13 protein-coding genes are annotated in these 17206 nt (G+C 61.6%); 1 reads left to right on the forward strand and 12 read right to left on the reverse strand.

The features are described 5' to 3' along the window. Positions 1 to 14: 14 nt before the first annotated feature. The 9 genes from hrpA to HBN63_RS02020 all read right to left on the reverse strand — a co-directional run bounded on the left by hrpA (position 15) and on the right by HBN63_RS02020 (position 12773). Entirely contained in the window at positions 15 to 4064 is a 4050-nt protein-coding gene (gene hrpA / locus HBN63_RS01980; protein WP_170048252.1) for an ATP-dependent RNA helicase HrpA, read from the reverse strand. Positions 4065 to 4199: 135 nt separating this feature from the next. Then, entirely contained in the window at positions 4200 to 4409 is a 210-nt protein-coding gene (locus tag HBN63_RS01985; RefSeq protein WP_090251540.1) for a cold-shock protein, read from the reverse strand. A gap of 225 nt (positions 4410 to 4634) precedes the next feature. After that, the gene (locus tag HBN63_RS01990; RefSeq protein WP_170048177.1) at positions 4635 to 4823 is read right to left on the reverse strand and encodes a 4-oxalocrotonate tautomerase; all 189 of its coding nucleotides are present in this window, start codon (positions 4821 to 4823) and stop codon (positions 4635 to 4637) included. Between the two features lie 288 nt (positions 4824 to 5111). Beyond that, positions 5112 to 6947 carry a Gldg family protein gene (locus HBN63_RS01995; RefSeq protein WP_170048178.1) on the reverse strand — a complete coding sequence of 612 codons (1836 nt, stop codon included), beginning with the start codon at positions 6945 to 6947 and terminating at the stop codon, positions 5112 to 5114. An 8-nt stretch (positions 6948 to 6955) separates the two neighbouring features. After that, a complete protein-coding gene (locus HBN63_RS02000; RefSeq protein WP_170048179.1) occupies positions 6956 to 7690 on the reverse strand; it encodes an ABC transporter permease subunit in 735 nt (244 codons plus the stop codon). Continuing rightward, a complete protein-coding gene (locus HBN63_RS02005) occupies positions 7687 to 8610 on the reverse strand; it encodes an ABC transporter ATP-binding protein (protein ID WP_170048180.1) in 924 nt (307 codons plus the stop codon). The genes HBN63_RS02000 and HBN63_RS02005 overlap by 4 nt, the downstream gene beginning before the upstream one ends. Before the next feature lie 183 nt (positions 8611 to 8793). Then, a complete protein-coding gene (locus HBN63_RS02010; protein WP_170048181.1) occupies positions 8794 to 9963 on the reverse strand; it encodes an iron-containing alcohol dehydrogenase in 1170 nt (389 codons plus the stop codon). Positions 9964 to 9971: 8 nt separating this feature from the next. Further along, complete coding sequence (locus HBN63_RS02015; protein WP_170048182.1) at positions 9972 to 11360, reverse strand: aldehyde dehydrogenase family protein; 1389 nt, start codon at positions 11358 to 11360, stop codon at positions 9972 to 9974. A gap of 39 nt (positions 11361 to 11399) precedes the next feature. Next, a complete protein-coding gene (locus HBN63_RS02020; protein ID WP_170048183.1) occupies positions 11400 to 12773 on the reverse strand; it encodes a glutamine synthetase in 1374 nt (457 codons plus the stop codon). Positions 12774 to 13100: 327 nt separating this feature from the next. Here HBN63_RS02020 and HBN63_RS02025 point away from each other — a divergent pair, with 327 nt between their 5' ends. Then, on the forward strand, positions 13101 to 13898 hold the full coding sequence (locus HBN63_RS02025; RefSeq protein WP_262498864.1) for an ABC transporter substrate-binding protein: 798 nt from the start codon (positions 13101 to 13103) through the stop codon (positions 13896 to 13898). A 75-nt stretch (positions 13899 to 13973) separates the two neighbouring features. Here the strand turns inward: HBN63_RS02025 and HBN63_RS02030 are convergent, their stop codons facing one another. The 3 genes from HBN63_RS02030 to HBN63_RS02040 all read right to left on the reverse strand — a co-directional run bounded on the left by HBN63_RS02030 (position 13974) and on the right by HBN63_RS02040 (position 17067). Continuing rightward, entirely contained in the window at positions 13974 to 15026 is a 1053-nt protein-coding gene (locus HBN63_RS02030; protein WP_160088285.1) for a TRAP transporter substrate-binding protein, read from the reverse strand. A gap of 209 nt (positions 15027 to 15235) precedes the next feature. Further along, a complete protein-coding gene (locus HBN63_RS02035; RefSeq protein WP_170048185.1) occupies positions 15236 to 16561 on the reverse strand; it encodes a TRAP transporter large permease subunit in 1326 nt (441 codons plus the stop codon). Next, positions 16561 to 17067: a TRAP transporter small permease subunit gene (locus HBN63_RS02040; RefSeq protein ID WP_170048186.1), complete on the reverse strand. Its 507-nt coding sequence runs from the start codon at positions 17065 to 17067 to the stop codon at positions 16561 to 16563. Before HBN63_RS02040 ends, HBN63_RS02035 begins: the two co-directional genes overlap by 1 nt. Between the last annotated feature and the right edge of the window lie 139 nt (positions 17068 to 17206).

Genomic DNA, 17206 nt, shown 5'->3' on the forward strand with positions numbered 1-17206 from the left:
TACTTCAGGGGCGCTCAACCTTCGACGCTGCTCCACTGCTTGCTCAGACGCTTGTCGGAAACTGGCAGCTTGGTGCCCAGCTGCTGAGCGAACAGCGACACGCGGTACTCCTCCAGCAGCCAGCGGTACAGCACCAGCTGCGGGTCGCGTTTGCCTTCCTGGCTGTGTTTGCCCAGGCGCGCCTGGTACTGCTCCCAGTAGCCCGCCAGCTCACCGCTCCACACACGGTCGCGCTGCACCTGGCCGGCGATCTTGTCCAAGCGTTGCTCAATGGCCTTGAGGTAGCGCGGCACTTCCTTCAGCCACTGCGCCGGGGTTTCGCGGACGAAACCTGGATAGACCAGATTGCTCAGCTGCAGCTTGATGTCATTCAGCGCCATGGCCTGAGCTAAGTCGATCTTACCTTTGAAGCGCTTCTGCAGGCCGTGCCAGAGCTTGAGGATTTCCAGGGTCAGTTTGGCCAGGCGTTCGGCCTCGCCGGTCCAGTCGCCACGCTTGCGTTCGGCCAGGGCCGCCAGACCCGCACCGTCGCGCGGCAGCGGCTCGCTGCCTTCGAGGATGCAGCTGTCGAGGCTGGCCAGCAGAATGTCCTCAACCAGCGCATCGACCCGGCCCATATCACGGTACAGCAGCGCCAGCTCGGTCAAACCCGGCAACTTGCCGCGCAGGAATTTGGCCTGCTCAGCCAGTTGCTGCAGCAGCAAGCGCTGCAGCGCACGGCGATGCTGAAACTCGGCCTCGGCCAGGGTCGGGAAGCGCCCTTCCTTGACCACGCCTGCCTCCTCCACCAGCGCCGGGTAGACGGTCATGGACAGACCCGCGACCTGTTGCTGAGTCTTCGCCGCCACTTCACTAAAGGCCTTGGCCTCCACCGGTTGCTGGCTCTTGGCGGTTTTCGGCAGGGCCAGACCCGCCTGAGTCGCCTCGCTGAAACGCGCGGTCAGCTCGGCCAGATCGCGGCCTTCGCCCAGGGGCTTGCCCTGGTTGTCGACCACCTCGATATTCATCCGTAGATGGCCTTCGAGCTGCGCGGCGGACTCGGCCCAAGCCTCGTCGCTGACCCGCGTACCGGTCATGCGCGTCAGCTCGCGGCCCAGGGCCTCGGGCAGGCTGCCGTCGGCAAAACTGATCTTGCCCAGGGCGGCGCCGACAAAATCCGGCACCGGCACAAAGTTCTTGCGTAGCGCCTTGGGTAGGCCGCGTACCAGGGCCATGCACTTGGCTTCCAGCAGCCCCGGCACCAACCATTCCAGGCGCTCAGGCGGCAGTTGCGGCAACAACGGCGCGGGCACGCGCAGGGTCACGCCGTCACGCGGGTGGTTAGGCTCGAAGTGATACGAAAGCGGTAGGGTCAGCTCGCCCAGGCGCAGGGTATCCGGGTACTGGGCGGCAGTGACTTCCTTGGCATCGCGGGCGAGCACGTCCTCTTCGCGCATGATCAGCAGCTGCGGATTCTTGGCGCTTTCCGTCTTGTACCAGCTGTCGAAGGTGGCGCTCTGGTAGATATTCGCCGGCAGGCGCGCCTCGTAGTAGGCAAACAGGGTTTCCTCGTCGGCGAGAATGTCGCGCCGGCGTGCCTTGGCTTCCAGTTCGTCGAGTTTTTCCAGCAGCTGACGGTTGGCCGTCAGGCACTTGGCGCGCGAGTTGATTTCGCCACCGACCAGGCCCTCGCGGATAAACAGCTCACGCGAGGCCACGGGATCAATAGGACCGAAGTGCACCGCACGGCGGCCGACCACGATCAGGCCGTACAGGCTGATTTGTTCATAGGCCACGACCTGGCCGCGCTTCTTCTCCCAGTGCGGTTCCAGGTGGTTTTTCTTGATCAGGTGGCCGGCCAACGGCTCGATCCAGTCTGGCTCGATCTTCGCCACCATGCGCGCAAACAGCTTGGTGGTTTCCACCAGCTCGGCGGCCATCAGCCAGCTGGGTTTCTTGCGGCCGATCACCGAGGATGGATGCACCCAGAATCGCCGCTGACGGGCACCGAGGTAGTCGCCGTCTTCGGTCTTCTGACCGATCTGGCTCAGCAGGCCGGCGAGAATCGCCTTATGCACGGCGGCGTAGCCTTTGGCGCGCTGGGCGGCTTGGTCTTTTTCGGCCAGCTCTTTTTCTTTATGGGCCGCTGATAGTTGTGGTCCGGCATTCCGGCGGTCCTGGGTAGTAGGCGCCTGCTCTTTAGCGCGCGGCTCGCCCCTACCCGCCTCGCTCGCCGGTTTGCCTAACTGCAAATCACGGGTAATCAGCACCAACTGACGATGCGCATCGCGCCATTCGCGCAGGCGTAAGTAGTTGAGGAAGTTCTTGCGGCACCAACTGCGCAGCGCGCTTGAACCCAAAGCCTGGCGCTGTTCTTCAAAGCCGCGCCAAAGGTTGATCAGCGCGGCGAAGTCGGAGTCCACATCCTTCCACTGCGCGTGGGCCTGATCAGCGGCCTGCTGACGGTCGGACGGACGCTCGCGCACATCCTGTACTGACAGCGCACTGGCGATGATCAGAATCTCGTCCAAGCTGCCCTGCTTGGCCCCTTCCAGCACCATGCGGCCCAGGCGCGGGTCCACCGGCAGGCGCGCCAATTGACGACCCAACGGCGTCAGTTGCCCTTCGCGATTAACCGCCGAGAGTTCCTGCAGCAGGTTGAAGCCGTCGCTGATGGCCTTGCCATCCGGCGGCTCGATAAAGGGGAAGGCGTCGATCTCACCGAGGCGCAGGTGGAGCATCTGCAGGATCACCGCCGCCAGGTTGGTACGCAGGATTTCCGGATCGGTAAAGGCCGGGCGGCCGTTGAAATCTTCCTCGCTGTACAGGCGGATGCAGATGCCTGGCTCGACCCGCCCGCAGCGGCCCTTACGCTGGTTGGCGCTGGCCTGGCTGATGGCCTCAATCGGTAAACGTTGCACCTTGGCGCGGTAGCTGTAGCGGCTGATGCGCGCCGTGCCGGAGTCGATCACATAACGGATGCCCGGCACGGTCAGCGAGGTTTCCGCAACGTTGGTGGCCAGGACGATCTTGCGCGCGCCCATGGGCGCGAAAATCTTCTGCTGCTCGGCCGGGGTCAGGCGCGCATACAGCGGCAACACTTCGGTCAGGCGCAGGTTGGCTTTGCGCAGCACCTCGGCAGCGTCGCGAATTTCGCGCTCGCCGGGCAGGAACACCAGGACGTCACCGGGGCGTTTGCCTTCGCTCTTCTCGAACGCGCTGATTTCATCCAGCGTGGCGAGGATCGCCTGATCGACCGAGAGGTCTTCCTCAACGCGGTTACCGTCTTCGTCCTGCTCAGCCGCCAGCGGCCGGTACCAGGTGTCCACCGGAAAGGTACGCCCGGACACTTCGACAATCGGCGCGCCGCCGAAGTGCTCGGAGAAGCGCTGCAGGTCGATGGTCGCCGAGGTGATAATCAGCTTCAGGTCAGGGCGACGCACCAGCAGGGTTTTCAGAAAGCCCAGCAGGAAGTCGATGTTCAGGCTGCGTTCGTGGGCTTCGTCGACGATGATCGTGTCGTACTTTTCCAGATAGCGGTCGTGCTGGGTTTCTGCCAGCAAGATGCCGTCGGTCATCAGTTTGATCAGGCTGCGCTCGTTGCTCTGGTCCTCGAAACGCACCTGATAGCCGACCAGCTCGCCCAGCGGCGTGCCAATTTCCTCGGCAACCCGAGTAGCCACGCTGCGCGCGGCCAGGCGCCGTGGTTGGGTGTGGCCGATCAGTCCATGTACGCCACGCCCCAGTTCCAGGCAGATTTTCGGCAACTGAGTGGTCTTGCCCGATCCGGTTTCCCCGGCGATTACCACCACTTGGTGCGCGGCGATGGCGGCTTTGATTTCATCGCGTTTGGCGGCAATCGGCAGCGCATCGTCGTAACGCATGGTCGGCACACTGAGCCGGCGCGCCTCGACCTTGGCACGGGACGCCTCGAAACGCTGCAGCCACTGCGCCAGCTTGGCTTCGTCCACCGGCGTCTGCTTGCGCAGCTCATGCAACTGGCGGCGCAGGCGATGACGGTCGCCCAGCAGGGTCTGGTCGAGGTTTTTCAGCAGTTGGTCAACGGCGGGCGTGGCGTCGGTCATCGGGTAATCGCGGGGTGGGGTCAAGGGGACGAGCAGGAAGGCGGCGATTGTCGCATTTTTGCCTGGGAGAAAACGACTGAAGGACAGAAAGCAAAAAGCCCATCGATGATGGGCTTTTCTACTGCGGGAGTGGGCTTAAACGGCGGACACGTCGTCAGCCTGCAAGCCTTTCTGGCCCTGGGTCACGGCGAACTCGACCTTCTGCCCTTCGAGCAGGGTGCGATGACCTTCGCCACGGATCGCACGGAAATGCACGAAAACGTCCGCGCCGCTCTCGCGCTGAATAAAGCCATAACCCTTGGAATCATTGAACCACTTGACGGTGCCTGTCTCGCGCTCAGCCATTACCTGTATCTCCAGCGTGCAGTTTTTATTGTTTGGCGCGGCCTGCAGGCGAGTGCCCGGCCATCACCGAAGGCCGAGTATAAAACAGCGTTTATGCCTGAAAAGGACTTTTTGCCGGCAGGCTACAGGCCATACAAGACAAGCTATGCAGCGATATATACGGAGAAGAAAGCAGGCAACAGGATGGGCTCACCGTGCAACGGATAACCCATCCCCGACTCAGGGCTAGTCGCGCTCTGACCACATCACGCCACCGGTGGCCCAGTCGCCCTTTCTAACTTCCTCGAAGATCACATCCACCGCGCTGGCATCGCAGCCGAGCACCTTGGTTGAAGCGTCGGTCAGGGCTTTGGCGTACTCGCGTTTGATCTCATCGCTGCGACCTTCGAATATTTTCACCAGGAGGGTAGGCATCTAATTAATCCTCATAACAGATGAAACAAGACTGGTTAGATCGGTCACGGCGATCCGCTTGGCGCATAGGCGCGCGGGCATTATCTGACCGGCAGGACAGAAATACAAAGGGCCGCATCAAGCGGCCCTTTGCAGGTACAGACGGGTTTAGAACCTATTCCAAGGCTCGCGAGCTAGAGCCATGCAAGGCAAAAACAGACGAGGAAGCGGAGTGTACGGGTGTACATGAGCATTCCGAGCCTGTTTTAACGCAGCAGGGCCGACGCGCAGCAGTCTTTGAACAGGTTCTTAGCCGTGCTTGCGCCGACGCCACAACCACAGCGCCAGCACGCCGAGGGTCAGCACCAGCGGCACCAGAGCGATATTGAGGAACTTGAGCGTGCTGCCCAGGGCTTCGATATCGGCATTCAGTTGGTAGCGCACATCGCGCAGTTCCTTGCGGATCGCCAGTTTCTGCTGCACGAACTGCTGTACCGCGGCCTGCTGCTCAGGCGTCAGTTCCAGGGCCTTGCTCGGATCCTGGTTCTGCTGCAGGGCGGCAAGCTTCTGCTCGGTGTCGGCCAGTTGCGTTTGCAGGGCTTGCTCCTTCTCGCGGAACTGCACCTCGGCGTCACGCTGAATGGCGTCTACGACCTCGAATGGGCGGGTAAAACGACCGCGCGAACGCACGCTGATCAGTGCTTCGGAGCCGGCCAGATTGTCCAGCGCGTTGATCGCAAAACCGGCGTTATCCGCCCACGGCTGCGGAATACGCTGACCGAAGAAGTCCTGCACCTGCACCCACATGCGGTCGGTGAGCATGTCGGTGTCGGCCACCACAATCACGTTGATCGTGTCCGCCTGCTTGAGGCCATCCTTCTGCCCCTCGATGCCCTCAGGTAAAGCCGTTTGCGCCGGGCCGCTGATACGTGCGGCCAGGGTATAGCGCTCACCGGTGGGTTCCAGCTCGCGGATCAGCTCTTCCGGATTGGCCAGCATGCCAAAGCGTTTGGCATCAAACGGCATGGCGTACTGCGAGCTGCGAATCAGCGGGGTGAACTGGGTTTTCGCGCCTTCCAGGGGTTCCAGCATGCCGGCGGTGGCCACCGTGACGGTTTCCAGCGAGGCGGTGCTGATGTCCTCGGCATCCAGGGCATTCTTCGGCAGGCTCAACCAGGCGGCGTGGCGTACCGGGCGTTGGCCTTCGCCCATGCTGACCGACATGGCGTAGGAGCCGTCGCCGAGCACTTTGTCCGGCACCATGCGCAGGCCCCAGGCCTTGAACAGTTCCGGCAGGTCAGAGGCCTTGTCGATCACCATCTCGCCGGGCATTTCGGCCTGGGTATCGGCCTCGCTGAACGGGTCGACGAAGGTCAGCAACTTGCCACCACGCAGGACGAACTGGTCGATGGCGTAGAGGGTCTGCTGCGGCAGGTTTTTCGGGTGGATCAACAGCAGCACCGAAACCTTCTCGGGGATCAGGTCGACGTCGCGCTTGAGGCTTTCGATCTGGAACAGCTGGCGAATTTCCTCGATCAGCATCCAGGCCGGCGTCGGCTGACGCGCGGCCATGTCGAACCCACCGTTGACCTGCAGGCCAGACAGCACGCCAACTACCGGGCGCTCGGGCTTGGCCAGGCTCTGCACCAGGCGGCTGAGTTCGTATTCGAGGAACTCTTCCTGATCCAGGGCGAAGAACGGAATCACCTGGGTCAGGCCTTCGGCATTCTTGCCGGCCAGACCGAAGTAGATCGAGTCGCCGCCCTGTTGCAGCGGAATGCCCTGCAGGCCGAACTCGGCGGCCTTGTCTTCGTCCTCGGAGAACGGCGCAGGATCGATGATATTCAGCTTGAGCTTGTCGCCCGCCTCACGCTGATAAGCCTTGAGCATTTCCTCGACGCGCTTGGCGTAGGTGCGCAGCGCCGGCAGGTCCTTGCTGGCAGTGTCGGAATAGAAGAAGTTCAGCTCAATCGGCTCGTCCAGGTCCGCAAGGATCTGCTCGGTACCGCTTGAGAGGGTGTAGAGCTTCTGCTCGGTCAGGTCCAGCCGTGCGCCACTGAGGCTCAGGCTGGAGAACAGGTTGAACGCGAGAAACGCCAGGGCTATGAGTGCGAGCCCGGCGCTGGAAACCATCAGCTTTTTCATGGGCGGCCTCAGTCAGCTTTCTTCAGATCGATAACCACCGCCGTCGCAGCCAACCAGGCGGCGATCAGGGTGAGGAAATACAGCAGGTCGCGCAGGTCGATCACGCCCTTGCTGATCGCATCGAAACGGGTCAGGAAGCTCAGCGAAGCCACGGCATCCACCAGCCATTGCGGGGCCCAGCCGCTGAAACCGTCGAGCACCATGGGAAAGCCGCTGACGATAAACAGGAAGCACACGCTGACCGCCAGGATAAAGGCGATCACCTGGTTTTTCGCCAGGGCCGACATGCACGAGCCAATCGCCAGATAAGCACCCGCCAGCAGCCAGCTGCCGATATAGCCGGTGATGATCGCACCGTTGTCCGGCTCACCCAGGTAATTGACGGTGATCACCATCGGGAAGGTCAGCAGCAGCGCTAAACCGGCAAACACCCAGGCAGCGAGAAACTTGCCAGTGACCGCATCGAAACGGGTGATCGGCAGGGTCATCAACAGCTCGATGGTGCCGCTCTTGCGCTCCTCGGCCCACAGGCGCATGGCAATCGCCGGCACCAGAAACAGATACAGCCAGGGATGGAAGTTGAAGAACGGTGACAGGTTGGCCTGGCCGCTCTCGAAGAAGCCGCCGAGGTAGAAGGTGAACACCCCGGACAGCACCAGGAAGATCAGGATAAACACGTAAGCCAACGGCGTGGCGAAGTAGCTCGCCAGCTCGCGCTTGAAGATCACCGACAACTGACTCATACCACCTCCCCACGGGTCAGGCTGCGGAACACTTCGTCCAACCGCCCGCGTTCGACATTTAATTCCTTAACCTGCCAACCGCGCTCGGCGATTAGCGCGTTGACCTGCGGGAAGATCACTTCACCCGGCTTGGCGAGGATGCTCAGGCTGTGTTCCTGGGTATTTTCTTCCACCCCGGCCACGCCCGGTAATGCAGCCAGCGCGGCTTGATCCAGCGCCTCATTGGCCACCAGGGTCACCGCTTGGTGATAGCGCGAACGGCTTTCCAGCTCCAGCGGCGTGCCATCGGCCAGCAGCTTGCCGTGGGCGATGACCACCGCACGGGTGCACACGGCGGAGACTTCTTCGAGGATGTGGGTGGAAATGATCACGATCTTGTCGTGGGCCAGGCTCTGGATCAGCTTGCGCACCTGGTGCTTCTGGTTCGGGTCGAGGCCATCGGTGGGCTCGTCGAGAATCAGCACCTTGGGGTCATGCAGAATCGCCTGGGCCAGGCCGACGCGACGCTTGAAGCCTTTCGACAGGGTTTCGATCGACTGTTCCAGCACGGCGTCCAGCTCGACTTGAGCCACCGCTTTGGCCACCCGCTGACGCTTCTCGGCGCCTTTGAAACCTCGCACCTCGGCGATAAATTCGAGGAAGCTGCGCACCGTCATATCGCCGTAGCACGGCGCGCCTTCGGGCAGATAACCGATCTGCCGCTGGGCCTTGAGGGTGTCTTTCTGGATATCGAAACCGAGGATGCTGGCACTGCCTGAAGTCGGCGCCAGAAAGCCGGTGAGCATCTTCATGGTAGTGGATTTGCCGGCACCGTTAGGGCCGAGAAAGCCCAGCACTTCACCGGGCTTAACACTGAAGGACAGGTCGTCAACAGCCGTGTGCTGCGCAAAACGCTTGGTTAGGTTTTTTATTTCGATCATGGCCTCTCACCATTGCGGTAACAGACCCTGCTTGCAGCCGGGCAGGCGCAAGCCGGGCGCGCTTAAATGCCGGGGGAATATAAGGAGTCACGCGCAGGCAGCGCAAGCGAAGAACCGGCGGGTCATGTATCTGTTCGCTACAGCGCTGCTCGCCCACGCGAGCAACGCTGGAAGAGCTAGAGATTAGAGGGTGCCGCGCAGGGCTTTCTCGAACAGCTGGCGGTATTGCTGCGCGGTAAAGGCAATCGGGTTGGTGCCGGCGGACGGGTCAACCTCGGCCATCTGCCCGACCTGCTCGATGCGCGTGTCATCAATGCCGATCTCGCCCAGACTATGCGGGATACCGACCTGCTCACGCAGCGCCATCACCCACTCAAGTACGCCCGTAAAACCGGGCTTGGCCAGGTTCAGGTAGCGCGCCATTTTCTCCATCTGCGGCTCGATGCGCTCACGGTTGGCCACCAGCACATAGGGCATCAGCACCGCGTTGAGCAGCCCATGGTGGGCGTCGTACAGCGCGCCGAGCGGATGGGCCAGGGCGTGCATGGCACCCAGGCCGCGCTGGAAAGCGGTGGCGCCCATGCTCGACGCCACCAGCATCTGCAAGCGCGCTTCAACGTCACTGCCCTGCGCCACCGCGCGCGGTAGATACTCCTGCACCAGGCGCATGCCTTCCAGGGCAATGCCTTCGGCCATGGGGTGAAACAGCGGTGAGCAGAAGGCCTCCAGGTTGTGTGACAGCGCATCCATACCAGTGGCGGCAGTGATCTTGGCCGGCAGGCCGAGGGTCAGTTCCGGGTCGAGGATCACCAGCGCCGGCAACATGCGCGCGTGGAAGATGATGCGTTTGATATGCGCATCATCATCGGTGATCACCGAGGCGCGGCCGACTTCCGAACCCGTGCCGGCCGTAGTTGGCACCGCCACCACCGGGGCCATGCCGGCAACATTGACGCGGTTGCAGTTGTCGCCGATGTCTTCGAAATCCCACAACGGCCGGTCCTGCCCCACCATCAGGGCGATGGCCTTGCCGGCATCCAGCGCCGAGCCGCCGCCAAAGGCGATCACCCCGTCATGCTTGCCGGCCTTGAATGCGGCCACCCCGTCCATCACGTTCTGCCCGGTGGGGTTGCCCTTGATGCCATGGAACAACCCGGCCTTGAGGCCATCATCGCGGCAGTGCAACAGCGCGCGGTCGATCATCGGCAAGGCGGCCAGGCCAGGGTCGGTAACCAGCAGCGGCGCGCTCATGCCCAGTTGCCGGCAGGCCGCCGCCAGCTCGTTGATGCGACCCACGCCGACACGCACCGAGGTCGGGTAATTCCAGTTCATGCGGTAATGATTCAGGTCCATGGCGCGCCTCACAGCTGGGTCTTGAAATGGAAGGATTTCGGCCGAGTCACGTGCTCAAAGCCGACACTGGACAGCGTGCAGCCGCGCCCGGAGTTCTTCACCCCGGTCCAGGCCAGTGCCGGGTCAAGGTAGTCACAGCGGTTGAGAAACACCGTGCCGGCCTGTACCCGGTCAGCCAAGGCCATGGCAGCGTCGACATCACGGCTAAAGATCGCGGCCGTCAGGCCAAACTCGCTGTCGTTCATCAGCGCCAGGGCTTCTTCGTCATCTTTGACCTTCTGGATGCCCACTACCGGGCCGAAGGATTCTTCGGTCATCACCCGCATACCGTGGTACACGTTGGTCAGCACCTGCGGCGCGAGGTACTGCGAGCCGGGATGGTCCATGGCAAAGTCGGCCGGTACCAGATGGGCGATGGCGCCCTGCTCGACGGCATCGTGAATTTGCCCGCGGACGAAATCCGCTGCCTCGGCACGTACCAGTGGGCCGAGGGTGGTGTCCGGGTCATCGGAGCGGCCCAGCTTGTACTGTTTGACCAGCGCCACCGCCTGCTCGACGAAGGCGTCATACAGCGATTCGTGTACATAGATGCGTTCGATGCCGCAACACGATTGCCCGGAGTTGAAGAACGCCCCATCGATTGTGGTTTCCACCGCGTGGGCCAGATCGGCGTCAGCACGAACATAAGCCGGATCCTTACCGCCCAGTTCCAGGCCGATGCTGAGAAAGCGCCCCACCGCCACCCGTTCGACCATGGTGCCGCCCGGTACCGACCCGGTGAAGGCCACGTGGGCGATGGTCGGCGCCTGGATCAGCGCCTCGGTTTCACCGTGGCTCAAGTGCAGGTACTGGAATACTCCGTCCGGCAAGCCAGCTTCGCTGAAGGCTTCGACCATGCGCTCGGCGCACAGCGGGGTTTGCGCAGAGTGTTTGAGCAGCACCGCATTGCCGGCCAGCAGCGCCGGCATCACCGCGTTCACCGCAGTCAGGTAGGGGTAATTCCACGGCGCGATCACCAGCGCCACGCCCAGCGGTTCACGGCGGATAAAGCGAATAAACCCGGGCTTTTCCGGCACTTGGATATCGGCCAGGGCGCTCTCGGCAATGTCCGCCATATAGCTGGCCCGCTCGACAAAACCGCGCACTTCGCCAGCGGCATAGCGGATCGGCCGCCCCATCATCCAGCACAGCTCTTCAGCCAGCTGGGTTTCCTTGGCGGCGAACGCAGCAATCGCCTTACGGCCGATGGCGATGCGTTCAGCCAGCGGGGTGGTCTTCCAGGCCTGCTGCGCCAGCTCGGCCCTGGCCAGAGCAGCCTGAATTTCCGGATTGGAGGCCAGATGGCGCTCGACATACACCGAGCCGTCGATGGGGGAAATACATTGCAGTTTGCTCATTGAAAAGACTCCGTAAGCCCAATCAGCCGGGGCTGCGCGCTAGATAATTTCGAAGTAGCGATCCAGTTCCCAGTCGCTGACATGCCGGCGGTATTCGCGCTCTTCCCACTCGCGGCTGGCGGCGAAATGCTCGACAAACTCGTCACCAAACAACTCCCGCGCCGCCGTCGAAGCCTTCAGCCGTTGCGCGGCATCCCACAAGGTGCGCGGCAGGGCCAGCTCCTCGGGGTGCTTCATCGCGTAGGCATTCCCCACCACCGGCTCGGTCGGCTCCCACTGCTGCATCACGCCATACAGACCGGAGCCGAGCGCCACCGACAGGGCCAGAAACGGATTGCCGTCCGCCGCGCCCAGGCGATATTCCTGACGCTGGGATTTATCGCTCCCGGGGATGACCCGCAACGCAGCAGTACGGTTCTCAAAACCCCAGGTGGCATCGGTGGGCGCCCAGAAGCCGGGAATCAGCCGGCGGTAGCTGTTCAGCGTTGGCGCCACCATGCAGAGGAATTCCGGCATCAGACGCTGCTGCCCAGCAAGAAAGTGGCGCTGAATCTTGCTCATATTGTGCGCCTGGCTCGGGTCAAAGAACGCCGACTTGCCGCTGGCCAGATCACGCAGCGACACATGGATATGTCCGCTCTGCCCCGGGTATTTGCCCGACCACTTGGCCATAAAGGTGGCCATCAGGCCGTTGCGCTGGGCCAGCACCTTCATAAAGGTCTTGAACAGCGCGCCCTTGTCGGCTGCGGCTTCGGCACGGTCATAGGCAATCGCCGCCTCCAGCACGCCGGGGCCGGTTTCGGTGTGCAGGCCTTCGATGGGGAAGTCCATGCGTTCGGCCATTTCCAGAATCTCGTGGTACAGCTCGGCGTGTACCGAGTTGCGAATCATCGAGTAGCCAAACCAGTCCGGGGTAAAGGGTTTGAGGTTGCGAAAACCCTTCTCGCGGGCCGACTCCGGGGTTTCATCGAACATGAAGAACTCATATTCCAGCGCAGCGAAGGCATCGAAACCCATGGCTTTGCAGCGCTCAATCACCCGGCGCAGGGTGCCGCGTGGGCAAACCTTTTCCGCTGCCTCGGCAAACTCACAGATAAACAGCAGCATGCCGTTCTCGAAGGGTAAGTCGCGGCAGGTATGCGGTAGCACCCGCACCGGCGCATCCGGGTAGCCGGTGTGCCAGCCGGTGTATTGAGCGTTGTCATAGAGCTGGTCCTTCACGTCCCAGCCGAGCACCACATCGCAGAAGGCAAAGCCGCTGTCGAGGGCAGAGAAGAATTTGCTGCGGCTGAGGTATTTGCCGCGCATCACGCCATCGTTATCGAACACCCCAACCTTGATATGGCTGAGGCCGCGCTCTTCGACAATACGCTTGGCATCCTGAACGGTTTTCACGTCTCGCGGATTGAGCATAAATGCACCTGTCTATTGTTGTTATGGCCGACATCCGGTGTCAGTCCTGCAGGCAACAACAGCGTCTCAAGCGCATCCCCACAACCACTACACAACGCGCCCTGACGACTACCCAACGCCTGTTAGAACACCCGGCAAAAAGCTCCATCAGTGTGGTACAGGTTTGCCAAGTTGGCTGGTCAATTAGGCAAAACAACCCGCACAAGTTGCATCACAGGTGACGGCAGACACTGCTCTGCTGTAAAAGCACAGATCACCGCCCGCCGAACACTTGGCTGCATGCGCCAAGCGGCCGCCAGAAGCCATACCGGAGATTGTTTGAACCCGATGCCCCGCACCCTGCCAGCGCCCGGCCAGACTCGGCATCGCACAGCAGTTGCCGCCGCAGTGGCGCTGGTACTGGCTGCCTGGCTTGCGTCTCCGGCCTGCTTGGCCCGTGACTGGCTGATCTACACCCACAGCCTGGATAGCCAAGCCGTACTGATCGATGGCCAGTTACGCGGACGCGAACATGCCGGCAAGCGGGCGTTCTTTCTGGAGCTGGTGCGCGAGTTGCTGACTGATATGGCCGAACCGCTGCCAATCCAGGAAGTGCCCTTGGCGCGTGGTCTGGCGCAACTGCAACAGCGTGACGATGTAGTGCTCTTCAACCTTGCCAAAACCCCGGAGCGCCTGCCGCTGGCGCACTGGGTCGGGCCCATCTGGGAAGAGACCGACTGGCTCTACGAAAACAGCCAACGGCCCACCGGTATCCTCAGCCTGGAGGATGCCAAGCACCTGCCGGTGTGCGTACTCAACGGCAGCTCCCATGACGAACGCCTGACAGCCATGGCGTTCACCCAACTAAAGCGCAACAACACTTACAGCACCTGCTTCAGCATGCTCGCAGCCGGCCGGATCGCGCTGGTTGCCTCGGCTGACTCAGAGCTGGCGCAGAGGCTGCGCGAGGCGGGCGTCGCGGCCGACAAGGTGCGCCCAAGCGCCGTGCAACTGGGCCGCGATGAAGGCTTTATCGCCCTGTCCCGTGGCATGCCGGAGCAGGACATCGCGCGCTGGCGCGCTGCTTTGCAACGTGTGCAGCAGGATGGTCGCTTCCAGGCCCTGCACAATCGCTACGCGCACTGACTGAGCCGCCTGCCTGCCACGCAAAAAATACGCCCGCATCTTGCGCTGCGGGCATAGGTTGCAAGCAACACAGCACTAGCCGCGATAGGGCGCGCCGGCCTTGGCCATGAGTGCGTTGTACTTCTTGAAGATTTCCACCACACGGGCGCAGCGTGGGCTCGTCTTGGCGATTTCATCCCAGAACACCTGGGCTTCGGCCTCAACGGTGGCCCACTCCTCGGCCGGGATTGAAGTCAGCTGCAATTTGCCGCCCTCGACCCGCAGTTGCGCTTCACCACCCCAGTACCAGTGCTGGCGATAGTAGTTGGAGCTGTCCATGCACAGTTTGAACAGGGTTTTCAGGTGCTCGGGCACCTCGGCCCATTTGTCCGAGTTGGCGAAGTAGGAGCCGCACCAAGCGCCGGAGATGTTGTTGGTAAGGAAGTACTTGGTCACGTTGGCCCAACCGACGGTGTAGTCCTCGGTGATGCCGGACCAGGCAATGCCATCCAGCTCGCCGGTCTGAATCGCCACCTCAACATCTTCCCAAGGCAGGGTCACCGGGATCACGCCAAAGCGGGTGAGGAATTTACCGGCAGTGGGAAAGGTGAAAATGCGCTTGCCCTTGAGGTGCTCAAGCTTGGTGATCGGCTCGACCGTGGCGAAGTGGCATGGGTCCCAGGCGCCGGCGCCGAGCCAGGTTACGCCTTTGACTTCGCCATAGGCCTCGGCCCAGATTTCATTGAGCCCGTACTGGTTGAACAGCACCGGAATATCCAGGCTGTAACGGGTGGCAAACGGGAAATAGCCGCCGAATACAGAAATATCTACGGGCGCGGCGATGGAGTCGTCATCGCTCTGCACCGCATCAATGGTGCCCTTCTGCATGGCGCGGAACAGCTCGCCGGTGGGCACCAGTTGGTCGGCGTAATACAGCTGGATTTCCATCTCGCCATTGGCAGCCTTGTTGAAGGCATCGATGGACGGTTTGATCACATGCTCGCCCAAGGCGGCGCCGGCATAGGTCTGCAGGCGCCAAACGATTTTCTTCGGCTCGGCGGCGTAGATATGCGCCGAACCCAATGCCGTTGCCCCTGCTGCCCCGGTGGCCACCGCGGCGGTTTTCAGAAAACTGCGTCTCGTACTCATGCTGTTATCTCCAGGCTTGTCGATTCAGATGGCATACAACCGCACTGCCTGGCCCACGGGGCACTGGCAGGGTTTTCAGAGGGGCAACCTGCACCTGATTGCTCAAAAGCCCTTGAGGATTGCGCACGGCATCAGCGGAACGGCGCCGTAGCAATCCTCACTGGCTTTGTCGGTACGACTGCGCTGGCCTACAGCTGAAATTCATGTGCTTATCCGCCGTAATGCCACTGCGGCAACCACAGGGCGATCTGCGGAAAGACCATGACCAGCACCAAGGCCAGGATCATGATCAGCACGAATGGAGTCACCGAAACGTAGATGTCGCGCAGCGAGACTTCCGGCGGAGCCATGGCGCGCATCAGGAACAGGTTGTAGCCGAAGGGCGGAGTCATATAGGCAATCTGGCAGGTGATGGTGTAGAGCACGCCATACCAGACCAGATCAAAGCCCAGTGCGCCGACCAGCGGGATATACAAGGGAGCGACGATTACCAGCATGGCGGTGTCATCAAGGAACATGCCCATCAGGATGAACGACACCTGCATCAGGATCAGCACTTCCCAAGGCCCCAGGCCGAGGTCTTCGAGAAACAGCGCTTCAATCGCTTTGACCGCACCGAGGCCGTCGAAAACTGCGCCGAAGCACAGGGCGGCGAGGATGATCCACATAAACATGCAGCTGATGCCGAGGGTTTTACGCAGGGTTTCTTCCATCACGCTGCGGGTCAAACGCCCCTTGACCAATGCCATCAAGGTGGCCGCCGCTGCGCCCACCGCCGAGCTTTCCACCAGGCTGGTGATGCCAATGAGGAACAGCCCGGTCATACAGAAGAAGATAAATAACGGCGCAATGCCGGCCCTGAGCAGCAGCAGCTTCTCGCGCCGGCTGATCTGCCCACGTTCCTCTTCGGATAAAGCCGGCCCCAGCTCGGGCTGCAAGCGGCAACGGATGGCGATATAGAGGATAAACAGCCCGGCCATCAGCAAGCCGGGAAACACCCCAGCCAGCCACAACTGGCCAACCGGCTGGCGAGCGATCATGCCGTACAGCACCAGCACCACACTGGGCGGAATCAGAATACCCAGGGAGCTGCCGGCCTGAATCACCCCGGTGACCATAATCTTGTCGTAGCCCCGGCGCAGCAGCTCCGGCAGCGCGATACTGGCGCCGATGGCCATACCCGCCACGCTCAGGCCATTCATCGCCGAGATCGCCACCATCAGGCCGATGGTACCGATGGCCAGGCCGCCATTGAGCGGGCCCATCCAGACATGGAACATCTTGTAGAGGTCTTCGGCCAGCCCCGATTCGGAGAGCATATAGCCCATAAACACGAACAACGGCAGAGTCAGCAGCGGGTACCACTTCATCAGTTTCATGGCCGCACTGAAGGCCATTTCCGAACCGCCATCGCCCCACAACAACAGGGCGGCGGCCACGGCAACAAAACCAATGGCACCGAATACACGCTTGCCGGTAAGCAGCAGCAACATCATCGAGGAGAACATCAGCAGGGCGATCAGCTCGTAATCCATTACAGCGTTTCCCCCCGCGCGGCGGCGATGTCCTTGAACAAGGTAGCGATGGCCTGTAGCAGCATCAGGGCGATACCGATGCACATCAGAATCTTGATCGGCGCCATGGGTGGCGACCACGACGAGTAGCTGGTTTCGTTGTACTCAAGGGCGTACTGAGTTGAAGAAATACCGCCATAGAGCAGGAACGCCAGGTAGAAAATCAGAAAGCCTATGGTGATCACATCGACGACAGCACGAGTACGTGGCGACCAGTTGCAATAGAACAGGTCCATGCGCACATGGGCATCGAGCTGCATCGAATAGGCGCCGCCAAGCAGGAAGTAGGCGACCATCAGAAACTGCGCCGACTCCAGCGTCCAGGCGGCCGGCACAAAGAAGGTCTTGCTGATGGAGGAGTACAGCAGCACGCCGAGAATGGCGAAGATCAGGTACATGGCGAAGCGCCCGACAACGCGGTTGAGCGCCTCCACTGCGTGCACAAACAGCCTGATGGCCTTGGGCATACCGCACCTGCCGAATAATTGTTATTCCGAGAGCCTAGACCAAGATAGCGTAAAGCCAACTGGCACCGACAGCGTTAGCACAAAGCACGCCAGCTCTTTTATGCAGGCAATCTCTCTCGAAATATCAGCAGCTTAGTGT

Origin of the sequence: Pseudomonas sp. WS 5011 (assembly GCF_012985775.1) — a bacterium.
Lineage (GTDB): Bacteria > Pseudomonadota > Gammaproteobacteria > Pseudomonadales > Pseudomonadaceae > Aquipseudomonas > Aquipseudomonas peli.